Raw genomic sequence first — 25,497 nt, 5'->3', positions numbered from 1 at the left:
TTTGATCAACTATTACGGAAAATTCCATAGCTCAAAGTTGAAAGGCTTTCTGCGTGGGGTTAATGCAAAGTTGGCTAACTGGGCAATCAGGAAATACAAAGGGTTGAGAGTCAGCGTGACCAGTGCGATGAAATGGCTAAAGCGTTTATATAAACGAAAACCAAAACTCTTTGCACACTGGACATTTGGCTCAAAACCTACTATGGAATTACGATAATAAGAGCCGTATGATGGGAGACCATCACGTACGGTTCTGTGAGAATCTCAGGTTGAGATACCTGGGTTTACTTGATAGGATATTGTTATAAATGAGGTACATGAGTGGGGTGATGGTCGTAAATAGGCCATAACTCTACTCATGTATTTTTTTTTACAAGTGATTCGTTAGCAGACTCTCAACTCAAAACGTCCAGCTCCAAACTACTTCTCCTCCTTAAACCTACTAAAAAACAAGAGCGCTATTAAACAAAGTCCGAAACCTACAATTCCATTCAGGCGTAATCCAAAATCATTTCCGGGGTCTTTGCCGTAAATGGTGAGCATGGCGAAAATGGCGATACCTAAAGTTTGTCCGAGTTTTACAAAAAGATATTTCACAGCGAAGAACATGCCCTCATGGTTTTCACCTGTTTCTAAAGTATCTCTTTGGGCAATATCGGCCAAAATAGCCGTAGGTAAAATGCCAAGTGCCGCTAATGGAAACGAGGCGGATAGTACCAGGATGTAAATCTGTGTATGTGGGCCGAATGGTAATTTGCCTAAAAAGAAAATGGTAACAAAAATTAGGCAGAGTACCCCAAAAGCAAGCAATACAAAGGGTTTTTTGCCAATCTTAGCCGAACCAAAATTAACCAGCGGATAAAACAACAGGGAAGCCAAAACCATGGCGCCCATAAATTTCCCGCCTTCCGATTCTGGCAGCCCCAATAAAACCGTACAGAAAAACAATAAACCGCTCGATATAATGCTTAGTGCGGTATAAAATGCAAAATCAGATATAAGGTAATATTTAAAGTTGCTGTTTTTAAAGGTGCTCTTAATGGCTGGCCATAAAGGTACATGGGTAGGTTTAGCCACAGAAAATTCTTTTTCGTTAATAAAAAAAACCGGTAATAACATCACCAGGCCCGATAAAATACATAAACCCCATACTGCAATCTGGATGGCTTCGCTGCGGTTGGCCACATGAAAATGAGCTTCAACCAGATCGGCAAAGTTGTTGGTACAGGCCGATAAAATAATGCCGATTACAAAACCAACCTGCTGATAGCTGGACAGCTTAACCTTTTGCCTAGGTGTATTGGTTACTTCGGCCAGCAAAGCGTTATATGGGATAATATAAGTAGTAACCGATACAAAAAACAAACAAAGTGTTATGGTAAGCCACCAGGCATTGTGCAGGCTCTCTGTTTTTTGGATCGGGTAGAAAACCAGTCCGCAGAAAAGCATAGCGGGAATAATAGCCCATTTCATAAAGGGCATCCTACGGCCGTTTTTGTTCGTGCTGGCATCGCTTTTAGAAGCAATAAATGGATCGTAAATGGCATCAACCAATCTGCCCGAGGCGGCAATGATGGAAAGGATGTTAAATGCGCCTAATAAAACAAGTTGTGGAACCAAAGGAGGTAAACCAGCATTGCTGGGCGGTAAATAGAAAAATGGAAGCATTACGATGATAATGTTTGTCATCGTGCTCCAACCAATCATACCGGCAGCATAAGCAATTTCTTGTTTTAGGGAGAGTGTTTTGTTCATTAATTATTTTAAATTCTTTTATGTTTTTTGTAAAGCAGGTTCCTGTGTTAATCGGTTAGATCAGTCCTGCTTTCCATTTTATCCCGATGAAAAATCGGGATGTTCATTCCAATCAGGTTTATTTTACTTCAGCCTGCCTTAGGCAAGTTCCAAAGATCTGGCGTCATTCCCGCGCAGGCGGGAATCTTAAAGCTTATTGCATTACGATTCCCAATCAAGTTGGGAATGACGATCCGCGTACAATTATTTTTTATTAAACCATCTGCTCACAAAATAAACCACCAGAAAGCCTACAAAAATATATAATCCGTTTAATGCCGCGTTCGGGTCATCGGCATAAATGCTAAAGGCCACGAAAGTATAAGCAGCAATAAAAATAATAGGCAATATAGGATATAAAGGAACAGTGTAGATGTTTTTTTTATCAAGATGTGCCGTTCTTTTTCTGAGGATAAAAATCGTGGCTGCAGAACTGGCCATGCTAATGCTTTCTAAGAAAATAGTATAATTTAAAATCTTGTCGAAGGTTTTGGCGTAGAATATAATTACCACCGAAATTAAGGTAAAAACCGATAAACTAATGGTGATTACCTCGGTTTTTTTGTTCATCCTACTAAATATTTTGGGTAGTGCACCTTCTTCGCCCATGGCAAACATGGCCCTTGGGTTGCTCAGTAGGTTTACATTTACATAACCCATTACGGAGAAAAAGATAATCACAGAAAGGGCATTAAATCCGGCAGGGCCAAATATTTTCGAAGCCAATATTGCAGCTATGCTTTCTGCTGATTTTAGTTCTTCGAAGCCGATGACCTTTACATACACATAATTGATGGCCAGATAAAGGATCACAATAATCGTTAATCCGATAATGATGGAGCGTGGAATTACCTTTTTGGCTTCTTTAACCTCGCCACCAAAATTAATCGTCTGCGCGTAACCCGCATAAGAGAAAGAAACAGCAATTAAACATAGACCTAATGCTTTTCCGTAATCAGACCAGGTGGGCAGTGCACCACTTACCGTTTTAAAAATGGGCGTAACAGTTTGTGTTTGTCCGCCGAAAAATATAGCACAGATTAAAGTTAAAATCATTCCGATTTTAATTACCGTTAATACGTTTTGTGTTTTGGAACTCGCTTTTAGGCCTAACAGATTTATAAAATAGAAGGTCAAAATTGTGATAATGGCAATGGCAACACGATAGGTTTCATTCTGTTTATCAATAGGCAAAATAATTTTGCTCACGTATTCTGCACCAATAATGGAGATGGCCGCTACCGATGCTGCGCTCGAAATAATAACGATACAATTAATGGCGAAAGCAATAGAAGGGTGATAAGCCGCTGAAAATATTTTATAATATCCACCTGTTACCGGAAAGCGGGAACCAATTTCGGCATAGGTTAATGCACCACAAAAGGCTACAAAACCACCAATAAACCAGGCCAGGTAAAATAACTCTGGAATTTGCGCTTTCGCAGCTACGTTTACAGGCGTACGAAATACACCCATTCCAATAACCAAACTCACCACAATCATGGATAAATCGAATAGCGAAAGCTGCTTCTTTTGTTGCATCAAATAAAATTATGAATATTGGGTTGAAGATAAGGAAAATTGAATGATTGAATGAGAGAATGTTTGGAGGATGGAAGAGGTAAGATGGGAAATGGAAAAGGCAGGATGGACTAATGACTGGTGAACGAATAAATAACCATCATCCATATTACATATTCCATCAACCATGTTTGTATGTGGAAACTTTCTTTTGCTAGCCTCATGGAATAAATCTATTATTGTATGATATTTCTGAACAAGAGATTTGAAAAACAGATATTCGGATTTTTGAGATCAGATTTATTTCTACAAATTTGTCATGTTGATTTAAGACATGCACCGAAATCGCTCGGTTTTGTCGCTTTGCAAGCCAAAAAATGCAAAGTTTTTCAAGTGATGAACAGATAAACACAATATGGCAGAGGTAATTTATAACGACGACAGTATTCGTTCATTAGATTGGAAAGAGCACATCAGGCTTCGTCCGGGTATGTATATTGGTAAACTTGGCGATGGTTCTGCTCAGGATGACGGTATTTACGTTTTGTTAAAGGAAATTGTAGATAACTCTATCGATGAGTTTGTGATGGGCACTGGAAAGACCATCGAAATTACCCTTTCCGAACAAAAGGTAAATATTCGTGATTATGGTCGTGGTATTCCATTGGGTAAGGTAATCGATTGTGTAAGCAAAATTAATACTGGTGGTAAATACGATAGTAATGCCTTCCAGAAATCGGTAGGTTTAAATGGTGTAGGTACTAAAGCCGTTAATGCGCTTTCTACTAGTTTTGTGGTGCAATCGTACCGTGATGGAAAAACGAAAAAAGTTGAATTTTCTAAAGGAGAAATTGTAACTGAGCAACCGATTATCGATACCACTCAACGTAATGGTACGGCGATTACTTTTTATCCGGATGAAACCATTTTTAGAAACTATCACTACATCCCCGATTTTGTAGAGAGCATGGTTTGGAACTATGTTTTCTTGAATACCGGTTTAACGGTAAATTTCAATAACCAAAAATATTTTTCGGAGAGAGGTCTTTACGACCTGCTTTCTAAATTTAATAAACCGGAAGAAATCCGTTACCCGATTATTCATATGATTGGGCCAGATATCGAAATTGCAATGACCCATGGGCAGCAATATGGCGAAGATTACCACTCTTTTGTAAACGGACAGCACACTACTCAGGGTGGAACCCACCAGGCTGCTTTTAGGGCGGCAGTGGTGAAAACTGTTCGGGAGTTTTTCAAAAAAGAGTTTGATGCGGCCGATGTGCGCTCATCCATTATTGCAGCAATTTCTGTGCGTGTACAGGAACCGGTTTTCGAATCGCAGACCAAAACAAAACTGGGTTCGCAGAACATGGGACCAGAAGGACCATCGGTAGCTACTTTTATTAACGATTTTGTTAAAAAAGAGCTTGATGATTACTTGCACAAACATCCGGATGTAGCTGATGCACTTTTAAAACGCATTATTCAATCGGAGCGGGAGCGTAAAGATATTGCTGGTATTAAGAAACTGGCGAACGACAGGGCTAAAAAGGCCTCTTTACACAATAAAAAACTGCGCGATTGTAAGGTGCATTTTAATACCACGCATGAGAAACGTTACGAAACCACCTTGTTTATTACCGAGGGAGATTCGGCATCGGGTTCAATCACAAAATCGCGCGATGTAGATTGCCAGGCCGTATTTAGTTTAAAAGGTAAACCCTTAAACTGTTATGAGCTTACCAAAAAAGTAGTTTACGAAAACGAAGAATTTAACCTGCTACAACATGCTTTAAATATCGAAGATGGTTTAGAAGGCTTACATTATAACAATATTGTAATTGCAACTGATGCCGATGTGGATGGTATGCACATCCGTTTGTTGATGATGACTTTCTTTCTTCAATTCTTCCCTGATCTGGTTAAAGCGGGCCATGTTTATATTTTACAAACGCCACTTTTCAGGGTGCGTAATAAAAAGGAAACCATTTATTGCTATAGCGACGAAGAACGCAGAAATGCAATTGAAAAACTAGGTAATAAACCAGAAATTACCCGATTTAAAGGTTTGGGAGAAATTTCTCCAGATGAATTTGGATTATTTATCGGAAAAGATATCAGGTTAGATCCAGTTATTTTGAAAGATCAAACGATTAAAAGCTTGTTGGAATATTACATGGGTAAAAATACACCCGACAGGCAGCAGCACATTATCCGAAATCTGCGCGTAGAGAAGGATGAGGTGACCGCTGAAGAACCAAAAGTGATTAATGACGAAGTAGCCTAAAAAAAAGAAAGTCAAGTTTTAAAAGAACTTGACTTTCTTTTTTAATGCGCTGCGTTGAAAAGGTCCTCCGACTCCGCTCAGGATGACAATCGCGTTCGTGGCGTCCTGCTGAACTTGTTTCAGCATCTATCTTGTTATGCCGTGGTTCGTGTCTTCACGAACCAGCTTTAAATCATCGTTTCGTGAAGACACGAACCGAGGCAATAGATAGCAAAGAACGATCGTCTTTCCCGCGCAGGCGGGAATCTTAAAGCTTGTTGCATTAGGATTCCCAATCAAGTTGGGAATGACGACAGTATTAGGGATTGTGTTAATCCACTTACTTATTCTTTAGGTACATTCACCGTATCTTCAGGGTGTTGCGGAGGCAATACATCTACCTTTTTCTCTACAATGGTAATTTTGGTAAATACCGCATACTTGCTCGGAGCGATGCCATTATCATACTTTTCGGCATAAGCCTGCGTAAATTCAGCGCCGAAGTAAAGAATAATCGAGGTATAATAAATCCATAATAAAATAACGATAATCGAACTGGCTGCTCCAAAAGCCGAGCCCGGATTACCTTTTTCAATATAAATCCCAATCAGGTATTTACCCAAACTGAACAGAACTGCAGTAAACAATGCGCCAATTATTGCCGATTTCCAACGAATAATCACATCGGGTAATACTTTAAATATAACAGCAAATACAGCCGTAACAGCCGCAAGTGTAATTACATTGTTTAAAATATAAATCAGAATGGCCATCGTATCATTTGCAACGGGGATTACTTCATCTATCTTACTTTGCGAGAGTAGGTTGCCCAATTTAGAACCCAAACCTACTACAACAGTGTTAACCACCAGCGATACCAGCAATAGAAAGCCCATCGAAACAATTAAAGAGAAAGACAATAACCTGTTAGAAAGCATTTTTATCCAGCCTTTTTTGGGCACAGCTTTTACTTTCCAAATCATGTTAATGCTATCTTGTATCTCAATAAAAATAGCAGTTGAACCAATAATCAATGTGCCTATCCCAATAATTAAACCAATGGTAGACTGACCTGATTTATTGGCATGTTCTACAAAACCTTGAATTTGTGTAGCTGCCTCTTTGCCAACCATTTCGGTAATCTGCCCATAAAACTGACCTCTTGTTTCCTCATTTCTTTTGTCGCCAAAAAATAGGGTAGCGGCGGATAGCATGATAATAATAAGCGGCGTAAGTGAAAAAATAGTATAGTAAGCTAAAGATGCACTTAGTTTTGTGATCCTATCCTCAATAAAACCTTTTCCAGCTGCTATAAATAGATGATAAAGCGCAATAAAAAAATGTTTGATCTTGTGAATTACTCTCATCGAAAAATTAAAACGGATATCCTATCCCAATGTTAAAAATTAAATTCTGTTTACGCCAATCCTTATTGCCGAAGGCGATATCATCGAACACCCATCTTTGTCCTTCTGGTAAATATGGTTTACGCACCGGGAAGGCCACATCTAAGCGCACTACAAAAATGCTGACATCTACCCGCAAGCCTGCACCAGTACCCACCGCCAGTTCGTTAAAAGCATTTTTCAGCTTAAAACCAGATCCAAGTCTGGCAGTCTCTGGCTTGCCAGGTTCTCCAAGGTCTTCTTTTCTTAGCCAGATATTTCCTGCATCTACAAACAATGCGCCATAAAGTACACTTACTATCTTAAACCTTAGTTCTGAGTTGAGCATTAGCTTAATATCACCACCCTGATCAGCAAAAATAGCATCATCTTTCACCTTAAAAGTTCCCGGGCCTAAAGTTCTGGCCGGAAATGCCCTGATATCATTGCTTCCCCCAGCAAAAAACTGTCTTACAAACGGGAGCGAGGTAGAGTTGCCATAGGCATAACCGTAACCCAGGTTTAACCTGTTCGCCCAAATTAAGTTTCTTGTAATTTTATAATAGTCCCTCAAATCAGCCTCTACCCTGATAAACTGTGTTAGTGGCACGTTAAAAAGCGTACGTTTCCCTTCTTCATCTTTTGGTACAAAAGTGCCCCATACATTTCCTCCGGTTTCTAAACCACCAAAGAAATAAGTGTTGTTTCTCCGGCTATCTTCCATCTGGTTGGTATAAGTGAAATTATAGTTACTGCCAATAATAAACTGACTTTCTAAGGTGGTTCTTAGTAATGGGTTTTCTTCATATAACCTGCCTTCGGTGAGTGAATCTGGAAAACTTGTAGAAACATAACTTATTGATATCGGGTTAAAGTTATGCTCTTTGTATAGGTTCTCCTTAAAATTATAACCATATTGCCCTTTAACTGCATGTAAAGTATATTCAGAACCACGGTTAAGCATCTGGTAAGAAAGTGAGGCAATGGTTTTCGGGATAAAAGCATTGGTGCTATTTGGTTTGTAAAAGGGAACAATAAACCTTGGGAAGGTTAATTTTCCTTCAGCAGTTAACGAAAGCGAGTTTTTGCCTAACGAAGTTCCTTTGGTTTGTGTTTCGAAACCACCGCTTACACTCAAATCTAATTGTTCTGCATTTCTAAACAAGTTTCTGGTGGTTTGTGTTACTTTCACTTCCGAACCAACGAAATTGTTCGATTTACTCGTTCCGACAACCGAAAAGGTAAGTGAATTTTTCTTTAATGGTGTTAAATAAATATTCAGGTCGAGCTGATTGTTTCTGAAACTATCAACAGGTAAAAATTCAGCCCTTACATCCTGAAAAGCACCGACATTTACCATTCGGTTTAACGATTGGTTATGATCTTTACGGTTATAAGCTTCGTCTTTATGAAAGAACACCAAACGATCGAAAAGTTTTGGTTTAAACGTATTCCGGTCATCGTATATATTGAAATCGTTATACTGTAGTGGCTTTAGCTTTCTTAATGTAGTATCTCTCCTTAACGAATAATTAGGGTATATGTTAATGTTTTTAATGGTATAGGGTTTTAATGCTGCATCAGGAGCAATATCTTTAACCTTAACTGAAACGTTAACGAGATTTTTGCCAATGGTACTATCCACCTGCATAATTAAATAATCAGGACTAAAATAGAAATAGCCATTTTCTTTCAGGTCATTATCAATCCTAATCCGCTCATTTTTGTAGGTATCGATATCGTAATAATCGCCAACTTTTAGCAAAGTTTTGTCTTTGTTGGTATTAATGATTTTGGTGAGCACTCCAGAATCTGGTGGGAAATTAATCTTATTTATTTTATACCGTTCACCGGTAACTGCAGTATAAATGGCTTTACCCTTTTTTTCTTTTACAACGGTATCGCCGGTAACATTTGCCTGTAAATATCCTTCACTAATGAGGTAACTGGATAATACGTCATTGTTGTATTTCAGCTTAACATCGTTCAATAACACAGGTGCTTCGCCTTGTCTGCGCAGCCAGTTTCTAAAACCTTTTGGCTTTTTGGGCTCGCCAGCAAGATTGTAAATGCCCAGTTTGAATTTTATACCCAAAATCGACTTATTGGGACGAGGCCTTGTTTTAGCTTCCAGATCGGTTTTAATCTGTTTTTCATTGTCAATTTTCCCTGATGAGTCAGGATTGATTTTTACTTCAGCACCGGTATACAAAATCTGTCCTGGTTTTAACGATTTGGTACTGCTGCAAGCCGCCCAAACTAAACAGGCCAATAAAAATAAAAGAGGTCTAGTTAGTTTTCTCATCTTGTGCTTTCTGTTCAATGTTTCTTATTCTTCTTATTCTTTTCTTTTGAAAAATCTCTCTGAATTTATTGTAATCTACCACCAGGGTGAAACCTAAGCCTGTTTCAACAATTTGTCCTTGTACAATCATATCGTTCTGGTTTCGGCGGTAAGCCCTTAAACGGTACCTGCCATCTGCAGAGAGCGCATATTCTACGTTAACATTCCCGGCAATATTGGTCGATTTTTCTCCGGGTGCCTGTGGCCCTTCTAAAGCAAAAGAGCTCCCCACGCTAACGGTTAATCTGTCATTGAGCAGTTTTTTAGATAAGCCAACCTCCAGATCCGTTTTTTGTTGCATTGAACCGGTTGAATAATCTTCAGATGAATTTACGCCGAAGTTAAGATCAACACCCTGAATTAAATCGGAAGTTAAATTATTCAATTGTTCGGTTAACAATTTACTTACACTCGAACGGGCAAGGGTAGAAACACCACCGCCACCACCAGCCAAACTTTGGAAAGGATTGTTCGCAATAAACCGATTTAGGGCAAGTAAAGCAAGCACCTGTTTATTCAATTCACTTTCATCGCGGTTTACATTAATCAGCTTGGTATAAACCTGACCATTTAAAGCACCACGTTCATTTTCTGGCAAATCGAGCTTAAATGAAATGGTTGGTTTCAACAATTCCCCTTTTATCATCAGATAAACCTGGAAAGGCAATTTTGTTCTCGCTTCGTAAAGATCTGGTTGATTTAACAGGTCGATAGGGGCAGCATTAACTTCATATAATGCGGTAATATTGGCAGTTGCAGAAGTAGGTTCACCGGTCCAGATGATGGTACTACCTTTAACCAGTTTAAATTCTTTTTTTACAACAGCCAGGGTTAAATTGTATGAACCATCAACTATTTCATAGCGACCGGTCATGCTGATTTTACCACTAGGATCCATGGTTACATTTAAGTCTGCGTTACCCCTAACTTTTAAATTATCGCCAGTAGATGCATCCACAACCACATTCAGTTCTGCTTCTGGATCTACTTTTACATCCGCCACAAGATTTAAGCCTTTAATTGGCGATTTACTAATGCTGTCAACTTTTAAAGCTTTTTGCCCGTTAAAGGGAGGTGCATCGGCATCAATAAACTGCACTATGCCTTCCTGATCAATAATCGCCGGATCACTTGAAGGCAAAGCGAAAAAGAATTTTGTACCCTTATTCACATTGACATTCATGTTTACATCTGGCTGGTTCAAATCTCCGCGTACTTTGATGCTGCTGGTTAAAAATACCGTTCCATAAATCATATCATTATCGGCTGCGGTAGAATTGATCGCCCTGAAATTGTTCGTCCGGATGTCTAAACCGAAACGGTAGTTTTTAAAATCGTTGGTGTAAACCTTTCCGTTTACTGTTGCTTTTTGATTTAAAGAATCAATCAATGTAAAGTTGTTAAAACTGATGCCTTCATTGGTAAACGATATTTTCTCATTCGGCATGCGGAAATAGGAGTTTACGTAAGCCACTCTGATCCCTGCATTATTGAAAGTTAAATCGCCGAGTATTTTCGGTGCCGTTAGGGCACCTTTAACAGTAAGTGCTCCGGTTAAGGTACCTGTGCCGTTTTTAAGCTGACCCGCAGATAAACTCTCAATGTTTTTCATTTCAATCTTATCGATATTTACCTTAAGATCTAACGCACTTTCTGGCGCGGTATAATAAAATCCGTTAACTCTTAACTCGTGCACACCAGTTAAGGCAACATTTACTTCGAAAGCATTTTCGGTATTGTTGTTTACAGCTAAACGTAAGGTACCCAACTGATCTTTTTGATAGCGCAGTTGATCGATAGTTAGGTTCGCCTCAAATTTTGGTGTGCTGGCCAGGTCTTTAACATTTGCAGTTCCGTTTAAACGGCCACCAACCAAAGTAGTATCGGTTTCTGCAAATTTGGTTAAGGTTTCCAATTGGAAATCTTTAAACGCTACAGCCAATGGTGCATTTGGCTCGGTAGGGTTACTATTTATAGAAAGCGATTGGCCACTGTTGCTGATCTGGAATTGATTAACCAATATGCCCGATGCGCCAAATTGAATGTAATTGTTTTGCGAAACCACCCATTTTTGATAATCGAGCAATAGTTTCTGTGGATCTAAAGTGAATTTAAAATCTTTATTAATCGATTGGAAAGTACCGCCAATTACATATTTGTTTTTAAGTTGCCTATCGCGCAGGAAGATGTTTACGCCTAAGTTATTGTTGGCTGCATCGCCACTTATTTCTGTATTGAAAAGCGCAATAGCCGGACTTTGAAGACTCTTAACGGTTAAACTATAATCTAATTTGTTGTTATCGTTATTGATGTTCAATACAGTGGTATCTACCTTAAAGTCACCATATACTACCTGAGGGAAATTACCTTTAATCTGTAAGCTGTCTTTTTGTGTATCAATTAATCCGTAAAATTGCGATTGTTTAAATACCGTTAATTCAGGCACAAATTCCTTTAATAATTTAGAGTCGTAAACCTGCACAAAAAACCTTAACCGCTGATCGGGCACTTTGGTAACGGTACCGAAGGCGTAGTATTTATTAATTTCGTTGATGATGGCATTACTTACTTTGGTCAGCTGGTACTTGCCATCAATTTTTGCCGATAGTATTTCAGATTTTAAGGTCAGTTCGTTTTCTGTAGCGGTTGATTTTGAACGGATGGAAATCGTATCTACATTAATCTTTTGTTTGTCTTTTACTAATTGCAGGCTGGTTATATCAACCGAACCGTTTAAATAATCGGCATCGGCAGTGGCCAGGTCTACTTTAACTATACCTGCAGCACTTAATACCGTTGGACTAAAGTTTAATGCCTGTAAGTTTACTTGCTTTAAATTTAAATCAGCTTTTACTGCAGGGTATTTCCCTGCCAGATTCACTTTAGCATCTAAATTAAAGTTGGCATTGCTATCGGGCATGCTACTTTTAATGCTGATGTTCTGGTTACTATAATTACCGGCAAGGTTTAAATTACGATAGGTATATTTATTGTAGTAAGCACTAATCACCTTTGCGTTAAACTTTGCATTAATCTTTTTAGGATCGAGTCCTGTGCCAGCAACATTTGCTTTGACCGAAACCCTACCTAATTTAGGTTGCATTTTTAAAAGTCTACCTACATTAAAGTTGTTTAAACTGATATCTGCCTTATAACTTTCTTTACCTTTTGGCCCTTTCATTCCTGCCACCAAAATAGCTCCACCCATATCCGTCTGGATATTCATGTTGGTATTAAAATCGGCCATTGAACCTTTAAAAGTACCCTTCGCATCAATTACATTGGGCAATTCGATTGTTGGTGGCAGCGATTTTTTAGGCACAACCACCAAAATATCTCGTTTAGTTATATGAATCTTTTTGATGTTTAAATCGAGATAGGTTTTTTTGATATCAGGCAAACCTTTTGCCTTTCCACTAATATCAATCTGCGTATTTTTCAATCCGCTGACCTGCAGTTTTGTAATGTTCAGGTTATTTAGGTAGCCATTAATATCGGCATTCAATTTTATTTTTTCGTTACGGTAATTGGCTGGAATGGCATCACTGAAAAAACCAGCATCTTTTAAACCAATGTTTGTGTTTTTAAATGCTAGATTTAATTTCACTCGTTCAGGATGTTTGGTTAAATCCTCCATTGAGGTAAAATTTAATTCAGTCGCATTTTCGATTGAAGTATTAGGCGTTTTTAAAACGAAATTACTCAGTTTAATCTGTTTGTCATTATAAACAGCATTACCGCTCAACTGATCCAGTACAAAGCCACTTTTCTCTTTTAACGACCCGTTTTTAACATTGGCTTTTATACCTGCAGCGCTATAAGCCACATCACTAGCACCTAAATTGAGCTGGTTAATTTTTAGGTGGTTAAAGTCCATTCCTTTTGCTGCAGGTTTCGCCCCAAGATTATCGAACTGTACACTGTTATCGGCTAAACTGATGTTTTTTATAGTTAAACCCAGAGGCGATTTTTCGGGAACTACGGTATCTTTAACTTTCTTTAAATCGTTATTCGGTGCTGGCTTAAAAGCAAAGAGAATATTCGATTTGTTTAAGTGTGCATCATCAACAGAATATTTACTGTTGGTTAAATCTACTTTCAGATTTACCAGACCAAGATCATTTACATCGGCAACAGCTTTGGTTGTGGATAGCTGATCGTCGTAATTTACCTTTACATTGCTGAAAATGAAGTTCTGTACTTCGATTAATGGTAATTTTCCCTGTTCTTTCTCACTGCTATCAACACTGTTGGTGATGTGTTGCACCAGATGGGTTAAGGGTTTTTGCTGTAAATAACGTAAAGAAGTATTAACTAAGCTTAATTCTTTAATTACATAGTGCTGATTGGTTAAATCGAAATCTTTGATTTGGGTTTTAAACGCACCAAGGTATAATTTCACATCATTACCCGCAACATCATCGCGGTAGGTGATACCTATATCTTCAAAAGAAACTTTATCAACAGAGAATTTAAGGGTAGAGGCGGTGTCTTTATCTACTTTTTCTTCAGGCTTTTTCTGATCGCTCATAAAAGCATCAACCAGGAACGAAAAGTTGAAAGTTGTATCGGGACTAATGCGCTTAACATTTGCACGTATGTTTTTCAGTTCGATATTGTTAACCTCAATGGTGTTTTTTAACAGCTTAAATAAGCTGATATCAACTGCCAGTTTTTCAGCATATAATAAGGTATCGCCTTTACGGTCTTCAATGTAAAACTTGTTCAAAACCACATCTTTGGGCAAAGCAATTTTAATGCTTTCCAAACTCACTTCCGTTTTGGTTTTGTTTTTAAGATAGTTTATGGCTTTACCCTTAACAAAATTCTGAACGGCAGGAATATTTAAAGACAGGGCTAAACCGACAACCAGGATGATGATGGAAGCAATTACCCACAATAAAATTTTGAGACTTTTACGTACGTATCTATTCAAAGCTAAGCGTGTTTGGTATTTTGATAAATGCTAAAAGCATGCCATTAAAATTAATTTTAAGGCAGTTTTTACTAAATAATACAAAAAATAACTTAAATTGTTCGCCCGCTATAAAAATTTAACATTGGCGGTTTCATAATCAGTTACAAATGAATTCAATAAATCTAAATATATCTTTTGAACAATACGAAAGTATTACAGAATTAAAATTGGTGGATAGGACGCTTTGTGAACTTGCAGAGCAGGCTTTAAAAACTTCATATTCTCCTTATTCTAAATTCAGGGTTGGTACGGCAATCCGTTTGGCCTCTGGCGAAACGGTATTAGGAAGCAATCAGGAAAATTTAGCGTATCCATCAGGACTTTGTGCAGAGCGTGTCGCCCTTTTTACCATTGGTGCTACCTATCCAAATGCTGTTATAGAAAGTATGGCCATAACTGCCCAAACTGATAATTTTGAAATTTTAAAACCCATTACCTCATGTGGCGGCTGTTTGCAGGTGATGGCAGAGTTTGAACGTAAGCAAAATGCACCAATTGAGGTGATTTTTTATTGCCTAAACGGAGAAGTATTAAAAGTTTCAAGTGTGAAGAGTTTATTGCCTTTTGCTTTTGTTGAGGATAGGTTGGAGAGGTAGGCGGGGACGCATTTCTCGACAGGTCGTCATTGCGAGAAGGCTTTTTCAGCCGACGAAGCAATCTTAATGCGGTCGCTATAAGCCATCGTTCTAAGATTGCTTCGTCGTTCCTTCTCGCAATGACGACTTTTCTATTAGAATGTAATTCTTTCTTCCAATTCCTGACCTCGGACCTCGGACTTTTATGCTTATATTTGGTTTTTTTAACCACAATGAAACATTTCTACATCCTTACATTATCCCTTTTTATTTCTTTTGGCGCAAACGCCCAAGCCGTACTTAAAAGTAATGCGGTTTATAAAATAGTTTACTTCCGTTCGGCTGACGGAAAGCCGAAAGAGGACCGGAATGCCACAGTAGTGATGGCTTCCGCAAATCAGAATTTAATCAGCAATGCAGCTATTCTTGATCGTAAAGCAAAGTATCCTTACGAGCAGAACATTGTTACCAAACCTGCACAAATTTTATTTCAGGTTGCCGATTTAAGTGCAGATAAGCAGATTGCAACCGCCGACAGTGCTGCAATTGGCAAACAAACTTTTGAGTTGAGTAATGAAACCAAAGTAATTTTGGGTTATACCTGTAAAAAGGCCACTACTGTTGTAAATTCAAATAGAATAGATTTATGGTATACTACTGATGCGGGTATAAAAGCTGCACCAACCAGTTTGGGCCAGAGTCTCGGTCTGGTTTTAGAGCAAGTGCGTAATGGCAGTAGCTTTGTAACTGCTACAAAAATTGAAGAAGTTAAAAATTCGAAACCAATCGATTTGCAAAAAATAAGTGCCAAGCTAACTGATGGATTAACCTATAAAGATTTACTCTGGAAAAGCAGGTTTACCACACTAAGTGTTTTTAATAACGAAACGATTAATTTTATTGATAAACCACAATCGAATGACTCTATATTCCGGTTTGCGGGAGGAACAGTGATTGCAAGGAAAGTTAAATTCCCTGAATTTCAGTCTAACCCTAACGTTTTTGTCGATTTAACTGAACAATCGAATGGCGATGCTTACGATAGAACGGGATCGGTGTTTATCATCCCGACAGATAAACAAATCAGTTTAATGGATGCGCTTAAAAATTCGGTTAAAGACTTACCAGTTTATGATAATGGCAATGGGAAGAAATACCAGGGTGTTGTTGCCACAGCAAATTATAATCCTGTTATAGAGTTGATGCGCTTCTTTACCCCTTTTGGGGTTGGTAAATACAATACCTTAAAACTGAAAGATAAAAATTGGGCGGAGAAAGTTTATTACAGGCAGGATGTTTCAGAATTGTTTCCGCTAGTAAATGGAAAAGAAGTTTGGGTAGCTGTTTTTGTTGGTAATTACGATAAAGGAGGACATAAAGTTTCTTTAAATATTACACTTCATAACGGTGGAAGACAAAAAGAAGCCAAAGAAGTTATTTTGCCTTTATTTAATTCGACTAATGTAATGGAAATGGCTGGACAAGAATATGCAACGATGTTCAGTAGTGATAAAGGTTTAGAGGTTTCCTTTACCTTGGCTAAGGACCTAAAAGATGCAAAACTGCGTTACATTACGACTGGTCATGGTGGCTGGGGTAATGGAGATGAGTTTGTGCCAAGAAAAAATACCATCTGGCTGGATGAAAAAGAAGCATTCGCTTTTACGCCATGGCGACAGGATTGCGGTTCTTACCGATTATCGAACCCTGCCTCTGGAAATTTCGAAACTGGTCTTTCCTCATCTGATTTAAGCCGCTCGAACTGGTGCCCGGGAACGGTTACCAATCCGGAATGGATCAGCTTAGGCGATTTAAAGGCAGGCGCACATACTATAAAAGTAACCATCCCAATGGGTAAGCCTGAAGGTTCGAGCTCAAGCGCATGGAATGTTTCGGGTGTATTGTTGGGAGTGGAATAGGGACACGATTTATTAACCACCCCTTGCCTCAATTTCACTGATAAACACAATTGTTGTCAGTCTGAGCTTGTCGAAGACCTTTACTGGTCAAAAGAACATTTGTCCTTCGACGGGCTCAGGATGACAATATTTTTGTTTTCTTCATCGGATAATTATATTGGAGGTCGTTCTATACACCCTGCAACCTTAAATAGCACCACAAAACTATCTTTCTAAACCGGATTGAAGAGGAGATCCTTTTTTGCTGCCCAGGGCAGAGCTGGAGGCAAAAAAGATCGCATCGGAAAGCCGGATGAAACATTAAAAAGCCCTGCGGAACCCTGCTTTCCAAAACCATTAAAAACAAATTTTCGATCTTGAAATGTGAATAACCTCTCTTCATTCTATGAAATCATTTTTATTATATTTACGGCTGCCAATTTTTGTAAATAAATGAGTGAAGAATTAGATCAAAACGTAAACGAAGAGCACAAACATACCATAACCCCAATCAACGGTTTATACGAAAACTGGTTTCTCGATTATGCGTCTTATGTAATTCTCGATAGGGCAGTTCCACACATTAACGATGGTTTAAAACCCGTTCAACGACGCATTATGCACTCGCTTAAGGAGATGGATGATGGGCGTTTCAATAAAGCCGCCAACGTAATCGGTAATACGATGAAGTATCACCCACATGGCGATGCATCTATTGGCGATGCAATGGTGCAGATTGGGCAAAAAGATTTACTGATTGATATGCAGGGTAACTGGGGCGATCCGGTTACTGGCGATAGTGCTGCAGCACCGCGTTATATAGAGGCACGTTTATCAAAATTTGCTAATGATGTGGTGTTTAATGCGGATACCACGGTATGGCAGTTAAGTTACGATGGACGTAACAACGAACCCATAACTTTACCGGTTAAATTCCCTTTGTTATTGGCACAGGGTGCTGAGGGTATTGCGGTAGGTTTGGCTACCAAGGTAATGCCACACAATTTTATCGAATTGTTGGATGCATCGATAGAAGTATTAAAAAATGTCCGTCCAAATATTCTACCCGATTTTTTTACGGGTGGAATGGCCGATTTTTCGAATTACAATGAAGGGCAGCGCGGAGGTAAAATTCGCGTGCGTGCAAAAATAACCGAGAAGGATAAAAAGACTTTGGTGATTACCGAAGTTCCATTTAGCACCACCACGGGTTCTGTTATTGATAGCATTTTATCAGCTAACGATAAAGGCAAAATCAAAATCAAAAAGATTGAAGATAATACTGCAGCCAATGTAGAAATTGTGGTGCACCTGGCACCTGGCATTTCGCCCGATGTTACCATTGATGCACTTTATGCTTTTACAGCCTGCGAAGTGTCTATTTCGCCAAATACCTGTATTATTCAAGGTGATAAGCCACTTTTTTTAAGTGTGAACGATATTCTTATTGAGAATACAAAACACACCAAGAATTTATTAAAATGGGAATTAGAGATTCGTTTGCACGAGTTGCAGGAGAAAATTTTCTTTAGTTCTTTACTCAAAATATTTATTCAGGAGGGGATGTACAAAAATCCTGAATATGAAAACTCAACCAATTTTGAAAAGGTTGTAGAGGTATTACATCTTTTATTTGATCCATTTAAACCATCATTATATCGCGAAATTTTACCTGAAGATTTTAAGAAACTAATCGATAAGCCAATGAGTAGCATCACCCGTTTTGATGTGAAAAAGGCTGATGAGCAGATGAAAAATCTGGAAGATGAAATTAAAGTGGTTAAAAATCACTTAAAACACCTTACCGATTATGCTGTTGCCTGGTATCAAAAACTGAAGGATAAATACGGAAAGGGAAGAGAACGTAAAACCGAAATCCGTTTATTTGATCGGGTAGAGGCATCGAAAGTAGCGCTGGCCAATGTAAAGCTGTATATGAACCGTGAAGATGGATTTATCGGATCTGGTTTACGTAAAGATGAGTTCGTAGCAGACTGCTCGGATATTGATGAAGTAATTGTTTTCCGTGAAGATGGTAAATGCACTATCACCAAAGTTGCCGATAAGACCTTTGTAGGTAAAGGCATCATACACGCACAGGTATTTAAGAAAAATGACGAACGGACCATTTACAATATGGTTTATAAGGATGGCGCTAGTGGTACATCTTACATTAAAAGGTTTGCAGTTGTTGGTGTAACACGTGATAAGGAATACGATTTAACTAAAGGATCGAAGGGATCAAAGGTTTTATACTTTACAGCCAACCCGAACGGAGAGGCAGAAATTGTGAATGTTGCATTAAAACCGCACTCTAAATTGCGTAAACTTCAGTTTGATCAGGATTTTGCAGAAGTTGCCATTAAAGGACGTGGCTCGCAGGGGAATATCATTTCGAAATATCCCGTTAAGAAAATTATTTTGAAGAGCAAAGGCGTTTCTACCTTATCAGGACTGAAAATCTGGTATGATGATTTATTAAAACGCTTAAATGTTGATGGCCGTGGAAAATACCTTGGCGAATTTGATGGCGACGATCGTATTTTACAGGTACATAAAGATGGCTTTTACGAGTTAAGTTCTTTCGAATTGAGTAACCACTTCGATGACGGCCTGATCTTGATCCAGAAGTTCGATCCGGAGAAGATTTTTGCTGCGGTTCATTTCGACGGTAAAGCACAAAATTATTTTATCAAACGTTTTGCATTCGAATTGCAGGCCAACGGTAGAAAAACCATTTTCATCAGCGAGGAACAGAAATCGAGGTTATTGTATTTAACAGCTAATCCTGCTGCTAAAATTATTGTCGATGTTTTAAAAGGCAAAACGCAAATTCCAGAAACTTTGGATTTAACCTTGGCAGAACTGATTGATGTTAAAGGGCTGAAAGCGAATGGTAATAGGCTGTCACCACATGATGTTCAGAAAGTGGTGTTAGAAGAACCTGAGATAGAACTTGAAGAGGTTGAGGAAATAGCAGTTGACGAAGGAGAGGATTCAGCAATTGAAGATGGTGATGAATCAACTGCCGAAGATGGCGATACAAATGAGGAAGCAGCAACAGAAACTGAGCTGCCCCAAAAGGTGATCGATAAGCCTGTTGTGGAGCAGCCAAAACCAAAATTCGAACGTAAGGAAGAACCTGCTGTTAAGGCCGGAAAATCTGTTACTATAGAAAAATCGGTGGCTGAAAAACCAAAACCCGAGCCTGTTAAGCAGGAAGAGACCAAAGTTGAAGAAAAACCTGATACAGAAGAGAAACCCGTTAAAAAGGTAGATTTCGAAATCACCAATCCGGATGATATCGATATTGATGATAAAGGGCAGTTAGGCTTGTTCTAAATAGATTCTATGGTTGTCAATTTAATTGATTTGGCCATATATAGTCCTCGGCGGTTTGTCATTCTCACGCAGGTGGGAATCCTAATGTAATAAGCTTTAAGATTCCCAATCAAGTTGGGAATGACAAACCTCTTATAATAGCTATTTGAACACCAAAGCTTTGCTAAAAATTAACCTCTCAGAACTGCAAACTCGAATAAAAATCAAAACCCTTCATTTTTTAACCTATATTTGCCTTGCTCAAAGGGGTGCTTTTTGATGTTGCAATTTCTGTTGTCATCAATTTGCTGAGATTATACCCATTTAGAGGTTTAAGCCAAAAGGTTTAAGGTATAGGTTTTTTTAACCTTACACCCTACACCACAAACCTTCCACCTTCTAATGAACCTGATGCGGGTAATGCCGCCGTAGGAAGAGGTTAAAATTTACAAAACTGTTTCGCCCCGAAAACGGTATCTAATTATTTTACCGGCTGCAAAGCAAATTATTGTAAATGAATTTTCAAGATTGGTTTAAGCTTTTTCAGGAGCAGATTTTACACACCTCATTAATCGAATGGCTGGCTGTTGGTTTTGGGGTATCTGAAGTTTTATTGGCAAAGAAGAATAGTATCTGGCTTTATCCTACAGGAATAATTTCGATCCTGTTATCGATGTTTCTACTCTTAAATGTAAAGCTGTATGCAGAAACTTTGCTAAGCATTTATTATCTGGTCATGAGCGTTTACGGATGGATAATCTGGAAAAAAAGAAAACAAGATGGTGAAAACCAGGTTTCATGGTCGAGCAATAATGAATTAACCATTGCTGTTTTAATTTCTGTGATTGGTTTCGGGGTGCTTTATCTGGTATTGAAACATTATACTGATTCGGATGTGCCAGTTTTTGATGCCTTTGTATCTTCAACAGCATGGGCGGGCATGTGGCTGTTAGCCAAGCGTAAAATAGAAAACTGGATTTTCCTGAATATTTCTAATATTGTAGCCATTCCATTGCTGTTCCATAAAAAGCTTCCACTTATGGCTTGTTTAACTACGTTTTTGTTCACAGTAGCAATATTTGGGTTTTTAGACTGGAAGAAAATCATCAATAAGAGCAGACTCAAATTGGTTTAATTATCTTCTTACACGAAGCAAGAAAAAAAATAATCATGCAAGAAACATTAACCACCACCTGGCAGGAAAAAGTAAAAGCTTATGCCGCACTTTCAGAAGAAATGGGTAAACTTCATCCCGAAATTTTAGAACTGGCCTATCAGGAAAATTGGTTTAAGCTTTTTGTACCCGAAATTTATGGTGGACCAAATAAAAAGCTTCCTGAAATTTTAAGGCTAGAAGAAGAATTGGCTGAGGCTGATGGAAGTTTAGGCTGGACCATTACACTTTGTGCCGGTGCAGGCTGGTTTGCCGGGTTTTTAAATCCTGAATTGGCTGAAGAGATTTTTGCCGATCGTGAAGTTTGTTTTGCCGGGAGTGGTGCTGTTGGCGGCGTGGCCATTAAAACACAAACGGGTTACCTACTCAATGGGAAATGGAGTTATGCCAGTGGTGCATTACACGCCACCATATTTACAGCCAATTGCACACTTAAAAATGAAAATGGCGATGATATTTTGGATGAAAACGGAGAACCTGAAATTAAATCATTCATCGTTAAGAAGGAGGAAGTAAATATATTACCAGGTTGGTCTTACTTTGGTTTGATTGCAACAGGTAGCCATGCTTTTGAAGTTTGCGACTTATACGTTGATGAAAATAGAACCTTTAAAATTAATCAGCATATAGAAGTAGCTGATTCTGGCTTTGATTATCCTTTTTTACAGCTCGCAGAAACTACGTTAACGGTAAATAGTTTAGGAATGACCAATCATTTTATTAAACTGGTAGAACAATCTTTTTATTCGCGTTCTGGACTAGGAAGATATAACGAGGAGCAAATTTTGTTTTTCAACAACGAACTTAACCGTTGTAAAGAAGAAGTGTTAAACCTTCGTGCAAAATTCTACCATACGTTTGACGAATCCTGGAATCAGTTAATGGAGAATGGTGAAATTAATGAGGATAAATTAATTGAGGTGAGCTCAATCAGCCGTAAATTGGCCCATACCTGCTGGAAGTCGGCAGCTACTTTATTTCCGTACTGTGGTTTAGAGGCTGCAAAAAAAGAATCAGAAATTAATAGGGTTTGGAGAGATATTCATACTGCTAGTCAGCATGCCTTACTTACCTTCGAAGTTTAATTATTCCAAAAGCTCTGGTTTAATTTTATCTTTAAAATCTTTAGCAAATTTATTCAGCTTTGGTTGTATCACAAATGCACAGTAAGGCTTCCCTTGGTTGTCGCTGAAATAATTTTGATGATAGTCTTCAGCCTCATAAAATTCGGCTATAGGAGAAACTTCTGTAGCAATTGGCTTGTCGAAAATATGTTGTTGGGTTAAATCTTCTATCATTTCCTCCGTCTGTTTTTTCTGATCTTCATTTTCGTAAAAAATCACCGAACGGTATTGCGTACCAACATCATTACCCTGCCTATTTAGGGTTGTTGGGTTATGGGTTTTAAAGAATACCAATAGAAGTTCATTGAACGAAATAATACTTTCATCAAATGCGATTTGAATCACTTCTGCATGCCCGGTATTACCATTACAAATTTCCATATAGGTTGGATGCTTTAAATCTCCCCCCATGTAGCCTGATGTAATCTGGCTTACTCCATTTAACGTCTGAAAAATGGCTTCGGTGCACCAAAAGCAGCCTCCGCCAAATGTTGCTGTTTGCATATTCTACATATCTAAAATCTATTCCAACTTTTAAAACAATCAAAAAAAGACATTTTTTTGATATTACAGTATGACTAAAGACCGATTATTCTTATAGGTTTTGAAGCCAATAACTTACAGGGGATCAATATAGTATTTATACGCTGTACAAAAAATTATAAACTTTTTCTGTCAAAAATTATTTGATAAGCAAAAAGCCCGTGATTTTCGGTCACGGGCTTTAGTATTATTGATATTGAATATATATTGGTTTTGGAGTAAGCTTTAAGAGCTCTTCTGGAGTCATCAGGCGCTTAGGGTCTTTCTTTAGATCATTCTTGTAAAATATTTTAAAACCCGTAAACTGTACAGGTTCACCCTGTATAAAGTGGCGATAGGTTCCTTTTTTTAATTCAGGTTCACCCCATCCATCCATATGCATTACCACCTGAACTTCTGGGCGTAATTTGATACTTGGAGAATTGGTTACCATTTTCTTAGTAAAACGGTGCAATACAAATACTTTTGGAGGCAAATTGTATTTTTTAACAAGATCTGCTAAATAGCCCGTTACGTAATTAATATCAGCTGCATCGTATGTGCCGATTTTTTTGCCGGGTAATGTTCCGTCTTTCATTGAGAATTCAGGATCGATACCTAAATGAACGTATGGCAATTGCAGATACTTTTCGATATGTGGTAACTCAGCTTTTATAGTGCTTAAAGCCACCTGAAGATCTAGAAATACAATGGTGTTGGGTTGCATTTTGGCGATTTTCAAAACTGAGTCGATTTGTTTATTGCCCATTCTATTGATGTATTTTCCATCTTTTCCTGGTGTTCCACTTGCTACGGCAGCAATATAGTGTAATCCTGGTTGTACCGGAGTAGAAGGATCAGCTTTTTCCCAATGTTTAACCTCGGCATTTAAGCGCTGCCACATTTCTTTAGGCGCATATTCGCCAAGTGCACCCATTTTTTTTGAATGCAGGTTTCCATAATAAACAACTATGCGTTTAAAAGGTAAAATAGCCCCGGCCAAAGGATATGGTTGTTTTTTTACAGGCCATCTTCCGGTAGTATCTCCGTTTGCCAATTTTTTCACCAACGAATCGTAAAGCTTTGGATCAACCGGTTTCATTACGTTTACCGTTGAGTCCGTTTTCTTTTTGGTCGAATCAGATGAAAAGATTTTACCGATACCGCCACTACTCTTGCCGTCTGAATTACAGTTGGCAAATAAGCTGATTGCGGCAAAACCAAGTATTAGTGTGCCTGCTAATTGAGGAAATTTCATAGATATTATATAGATAATTAAAGTTTAGACAGTTTTCCGAATCTGTTTTGATGAAAGTAGGGTGGAAATCTGGTAGTTTAAAATAAAGTAATCAACATTTACACATTGCAGAATTTGCCAAAAACACCCAGCGGTAGTTTAATGCCCGATGTAGCCTGTAGAAACAATTCTCCTGTTTCGAGGTTTTTAGCAGATGGAAATGATGTACGGATTAAATTTTCTACAATTACCGACGAAAAACCTAGTGAATAAGTATTTAAGATTAAAAAATGCTCTGTTTCATCCAGAAGCTGTACCACATCCTGCATCATTTCCTGGATATGATCTTCGAGTTTCCACTTTTCGCCATTAGGGCCATGGCCGTAAGCAGGAGGATCTAAAATAATTCCATTGTATTTTTTGCCTCTTTTTAGTTCTTTTTTCACGAATTTTAGAGCATCTTCTACCATCCAACGGGTATCTTTCAATCCGGAAAGTTCCTGGTTTTCATTTGCCCAGGTAACTACCTGTTTAATTGAATCTACATGGGTAGTTTCAGCGCCTGCTGCATTGGCAATTAGTGATGCAGCACCGGTGTAGGCGAAAAGATTTAAAACTTTAGGCTGTGGCGTTTTAAATTTTTTAATCGAAGAAGAGATAAAATCCCAGTTTACAGCCTGCTCAGGGAATACACCTACATGTTTGAAAGAAGTTAGGCCTAAACGGAGTTTAATGGCCACTTCGTTGTTTTTATATTCTACATGCCAACGGTCTGGGATGGACTGATTTTTTTTAACCCATTCGCCAGAGGTAGCCGAACGGCCCCTGAAAGTAATATTGGCCGTTTTTTTCCAATCCTGTTCTGAATATGTTTTTTTCCATACTGCCTGAGGTTCGGGGCGGATAAGGGTTACATTTCCAAAACGTTCTAATTTTTCAAAATCCCCGCAATCTATCAGTTCATAATCTTTCCAGTGAGTTGGGGCAAGTAATTGTATCATGTATTATTATGTATAGTCCGTCATTGCGAGGCACGAAGCAATCTTAATGCGATAAATATACAGAAGGAGATTGCTTCGTGCCTCGCAATGACGATTTTATTTATTATAAATTTATCGGCTCGTTAAAATCATCAGAAACATAAAGAATTGTACCTTTTGCAGCACCATATAAGCTTTTTGGTTCTTCAACAATTTTTTTGTTTTCAGTTTCTGACTTATAAAGGTTCTTGGAGTGTTTGGCTTTTAAAAAATCAATAAAATCTTCAACCTCGTTTACCATGCTTTCTGGTAAGGTTTCCAATTTATGAAGGATATTTTTTGTGGCCGTAGTCATAATACAAATATAAGAATTTT

General features: G+C 38.3%; 15 protein-coding genes and 1 pseudogene. 7 read left to right on the top strand and 9 right to left on the bottom strand.

The window, feature by feature from the left end; all coding sequences use genetic code 11:
* Positions 1 to 217: pseudogene (locus EZ456_RS25440) on the top strand (hypothetical protein); the annotation flags it as partial.
* Between the two features lie 203 nt (positions 218 to 420).
* Here the strand turns inward: EZ456_RS25440 and EZ456_RS22355 are convergent.
* Positions 421 to 1,755, bottom strand: coding sequence for an MFS transporter (locus EZ456_RS22355; RefSeq protein ID WP_131534002.1), 1,335 nt, complete (start codon positions 1,753 to 1,755; stop codon positions 421 to 423).
* 243 nt (positions 1,756 to 1,998) lie between these two features.
* Positions 1,999 to 3,336, bottom strand: coding sequence for an APC family permease (locus tag EZ456_RS22350; RefSeq protein WP_131534000.1), 1,338 nt, complete (start codon positions 3,334 to 3,336; stop codon positions 1,999 to 2,001).
* 394 nt (positions 3,337 to 3,730) lie between these two features.
* Between EZ456_RS22350 and EZ456_RS22345 the strand changes: the two genes are divergently transcribed.
* Positions 3,731 to 5,605 (top strand): DNA topoisomerase IV subunit B, encoded by a 1,875-nt coding sequence (locus EZ456_RS22345; protein ID WP_131533998.1) that lies wholly within the window; start codon positions 3,731 to 3,733, stop codon positions 5,603 to 5,605.
* A gap of 323 nt (positions 5,606 to 5,928) precedes the next feature.
* Here EZ456_RS22345 and EZ456_RS22340 read toward each other — a convergent pair whose 3' ends face one another.
* The 3 genes from EZ456_RS22340 to EZ456_RS22330 are packed head-to-tail and all read right to left on the bottom strand — an operon-like array spanning position 5,929 to position 14,249.
* Positions 5,929 to 6,951, bottom strand: a complete 1,023-nt coding sequence (locus tag EZ456_RS22340; RefSeq protein ID WP_131533996.1) for a YihY/virulence factor BrkB family protein — start codon at positions 6,949 to 6,951, stop codon at positions 5,929 to 5,931.
* A 7-nt stretch (positions 6,952 to 6,958) separates the two neighbouring features.
* The gene (gene tamL / locus EZ456_RS22335) at positions 6,959 to 9,274 is read right to left on the bottom strand and encodes a translocation and assembly module lipoprotein TamL (RefSeq protein ID WP_131533993.1); all 2,316 of its coding nucleotides are present in this window, start codon (positions 9,272 to 9,274) and stop codon (positions 6,959 to 6,961) included.
* Positions 9,258 to 14,249, bottom strand: coding sequence for a translocation/assembly module TamB domain-containing protein (locus EZ456_RS22330; RefSeq protein WP_131533991.1), 4,992 nt, complete (start codon positions 14,247 to 14,249; stop codon positions 9,258 to 9,260). The genes tamL and EZ456_RS22330 overlap by 17 nt, the downstream gene beginning before the upstream one ends.
* Before the next feature lie 149 nt (positions 14,250 to 14,398).
* Here EZ456_RS22330 and EZ456_RS22325 point away from each other — a divergent pair, with 149 nt between their 5' ends.
* From EZ456_RS22325 to EZ456_RS22305, 5 genes are all read left to right on the top strand, one after another.
* Positions 14,399 to 14,887 carry a cytidine deaminase gene (locus EZ456_RS22325; protein ID WP_131533989.1) on the top strand — a complete coding sequence of 163 codons (489 nt, stop codon included), beginning with the start codon at positions 14,399 to 14,401 and terminating at the stop codon, positions 14,885 to 14,887.
* Between the two features lie 212 nt (positions 14,888 to 15,099).
* Positions 15,100 to 16,785, top strand: coding sequence for a PNGase F N-terminal domain-containing protein (locus tag EZ456_RS22320; RefSeq protein WP_131533987.1), 1,686 nt, complete (start codon positions 15,100 to 15,102; stop codon positions 16,783 to 16,785).
* 432 nt (positions 16,786 to 17,217) lie between these two features.
* Positions 17,218 to 20,106, top strand: a complete 2,889-nt coding sequence (locus EZ456_RS22315; protein ID WP_131533985.1) for a DNA gyrase/topoisomerase IV subunit A — start codon at positions 17,218 to 17,220, stop codon at positions 20,104 to 20,106.
* 493 nt (positions 20,107 to 20,599) lie between these two features.
* Positions 20,600 to 21,220, top strand: a complete 621-nt coding sequence (gene pnuC / locus EZ456_RS22310) for a nicotinamide riboside transporter PnuC (protein ID WP_131533983.1) — start codon at positions 20,600 to 20,602, stop codon at positions 21,218 to 21,220.
* Positions 21,221 to 21,255: 35 nt separating this feature from the next.
* Positions 21,256 to 22,344 (top strand): acyl-CoA dehydrogenase family protein, encoded by a 1,089-nt coding sequence (locus EZ456_RS22305; RefSeq protein WP_131533981.1) that lies wholly within the window; start codon positions 21,256 to 21,258, stop codon positions 22,342 to 22,344.
* On the opposite strand, the gene msrA is transcribed toward EZ456_RS22305, so the two are convergent.
* The 4 genes from msrA to EZ456_RS22285 all read right to left on the bottom strand — a co-directional run bounded on the left by msrA (position 22,345) and on the right by EZ456_RS22285 (position 25,477).
* Entirely contained in the window at positions 22,345 to 22,887 is a 543-nt protein-coding gene (gene msrA / locus EZ456_RS22300; RefSeq protein ID WP_131533979.1) for a peptide-methionine (S)-S-oxide reductase MsrA, read from the bottom strand.
* A 226-nt stretch (positions 22,888 to 23,113) separates the two neighbouring features.
* Entirely contained in the window at positions 23,114 to 24,163 is a 1,050-nt protein-coding gene (locus EZ456_RS22295; protein WP_131533977.1) for a hypothetical protein, read from the bottom strand.
* A 98-nt stretch (positions 24,164 to 24,261) separates the two neighbouring features.
* Positions 24,262 to 25,143, bottom strand: a complete 882-nt coding sequence (locus EZ456_RS22290) for a class I SAM-dependent methyltransferase (protein WP_131533975.1) — start codon at positions 25,141 to 25,143, stop codon at positions 24,262 to 24,264.
* Between the two features lie 103 nt (positions 25,144 to 25,246).
* A complete protein-coding gene (locus EZ456_RS22285; RefSeq protein ID WP_131533973.1) occupies positions 25,247 to 25,477 on the bottom strand; it encodes a DUF2281 domain-containing protein in 231 nt (76 codons plus the stop codon).
* Positions 25,478 to 25,497 lie beyond the last annotated feature (20 nt).

Source organism: Pedobacter psychrodurus (genome assembly GCF_004331735.1).
Taxonomy (GTDB): Bacteria; Bacteroidota; Bacteroidia; order Sphingobacteriales; family Sphingobacteriaceae; genus Pedobacter; species Pedobacter psychrodurus.
Note: the sequence above shows the minus strand (reverse complement) of the source record. Positions and strands in the feature narration are given on the sequence as shown.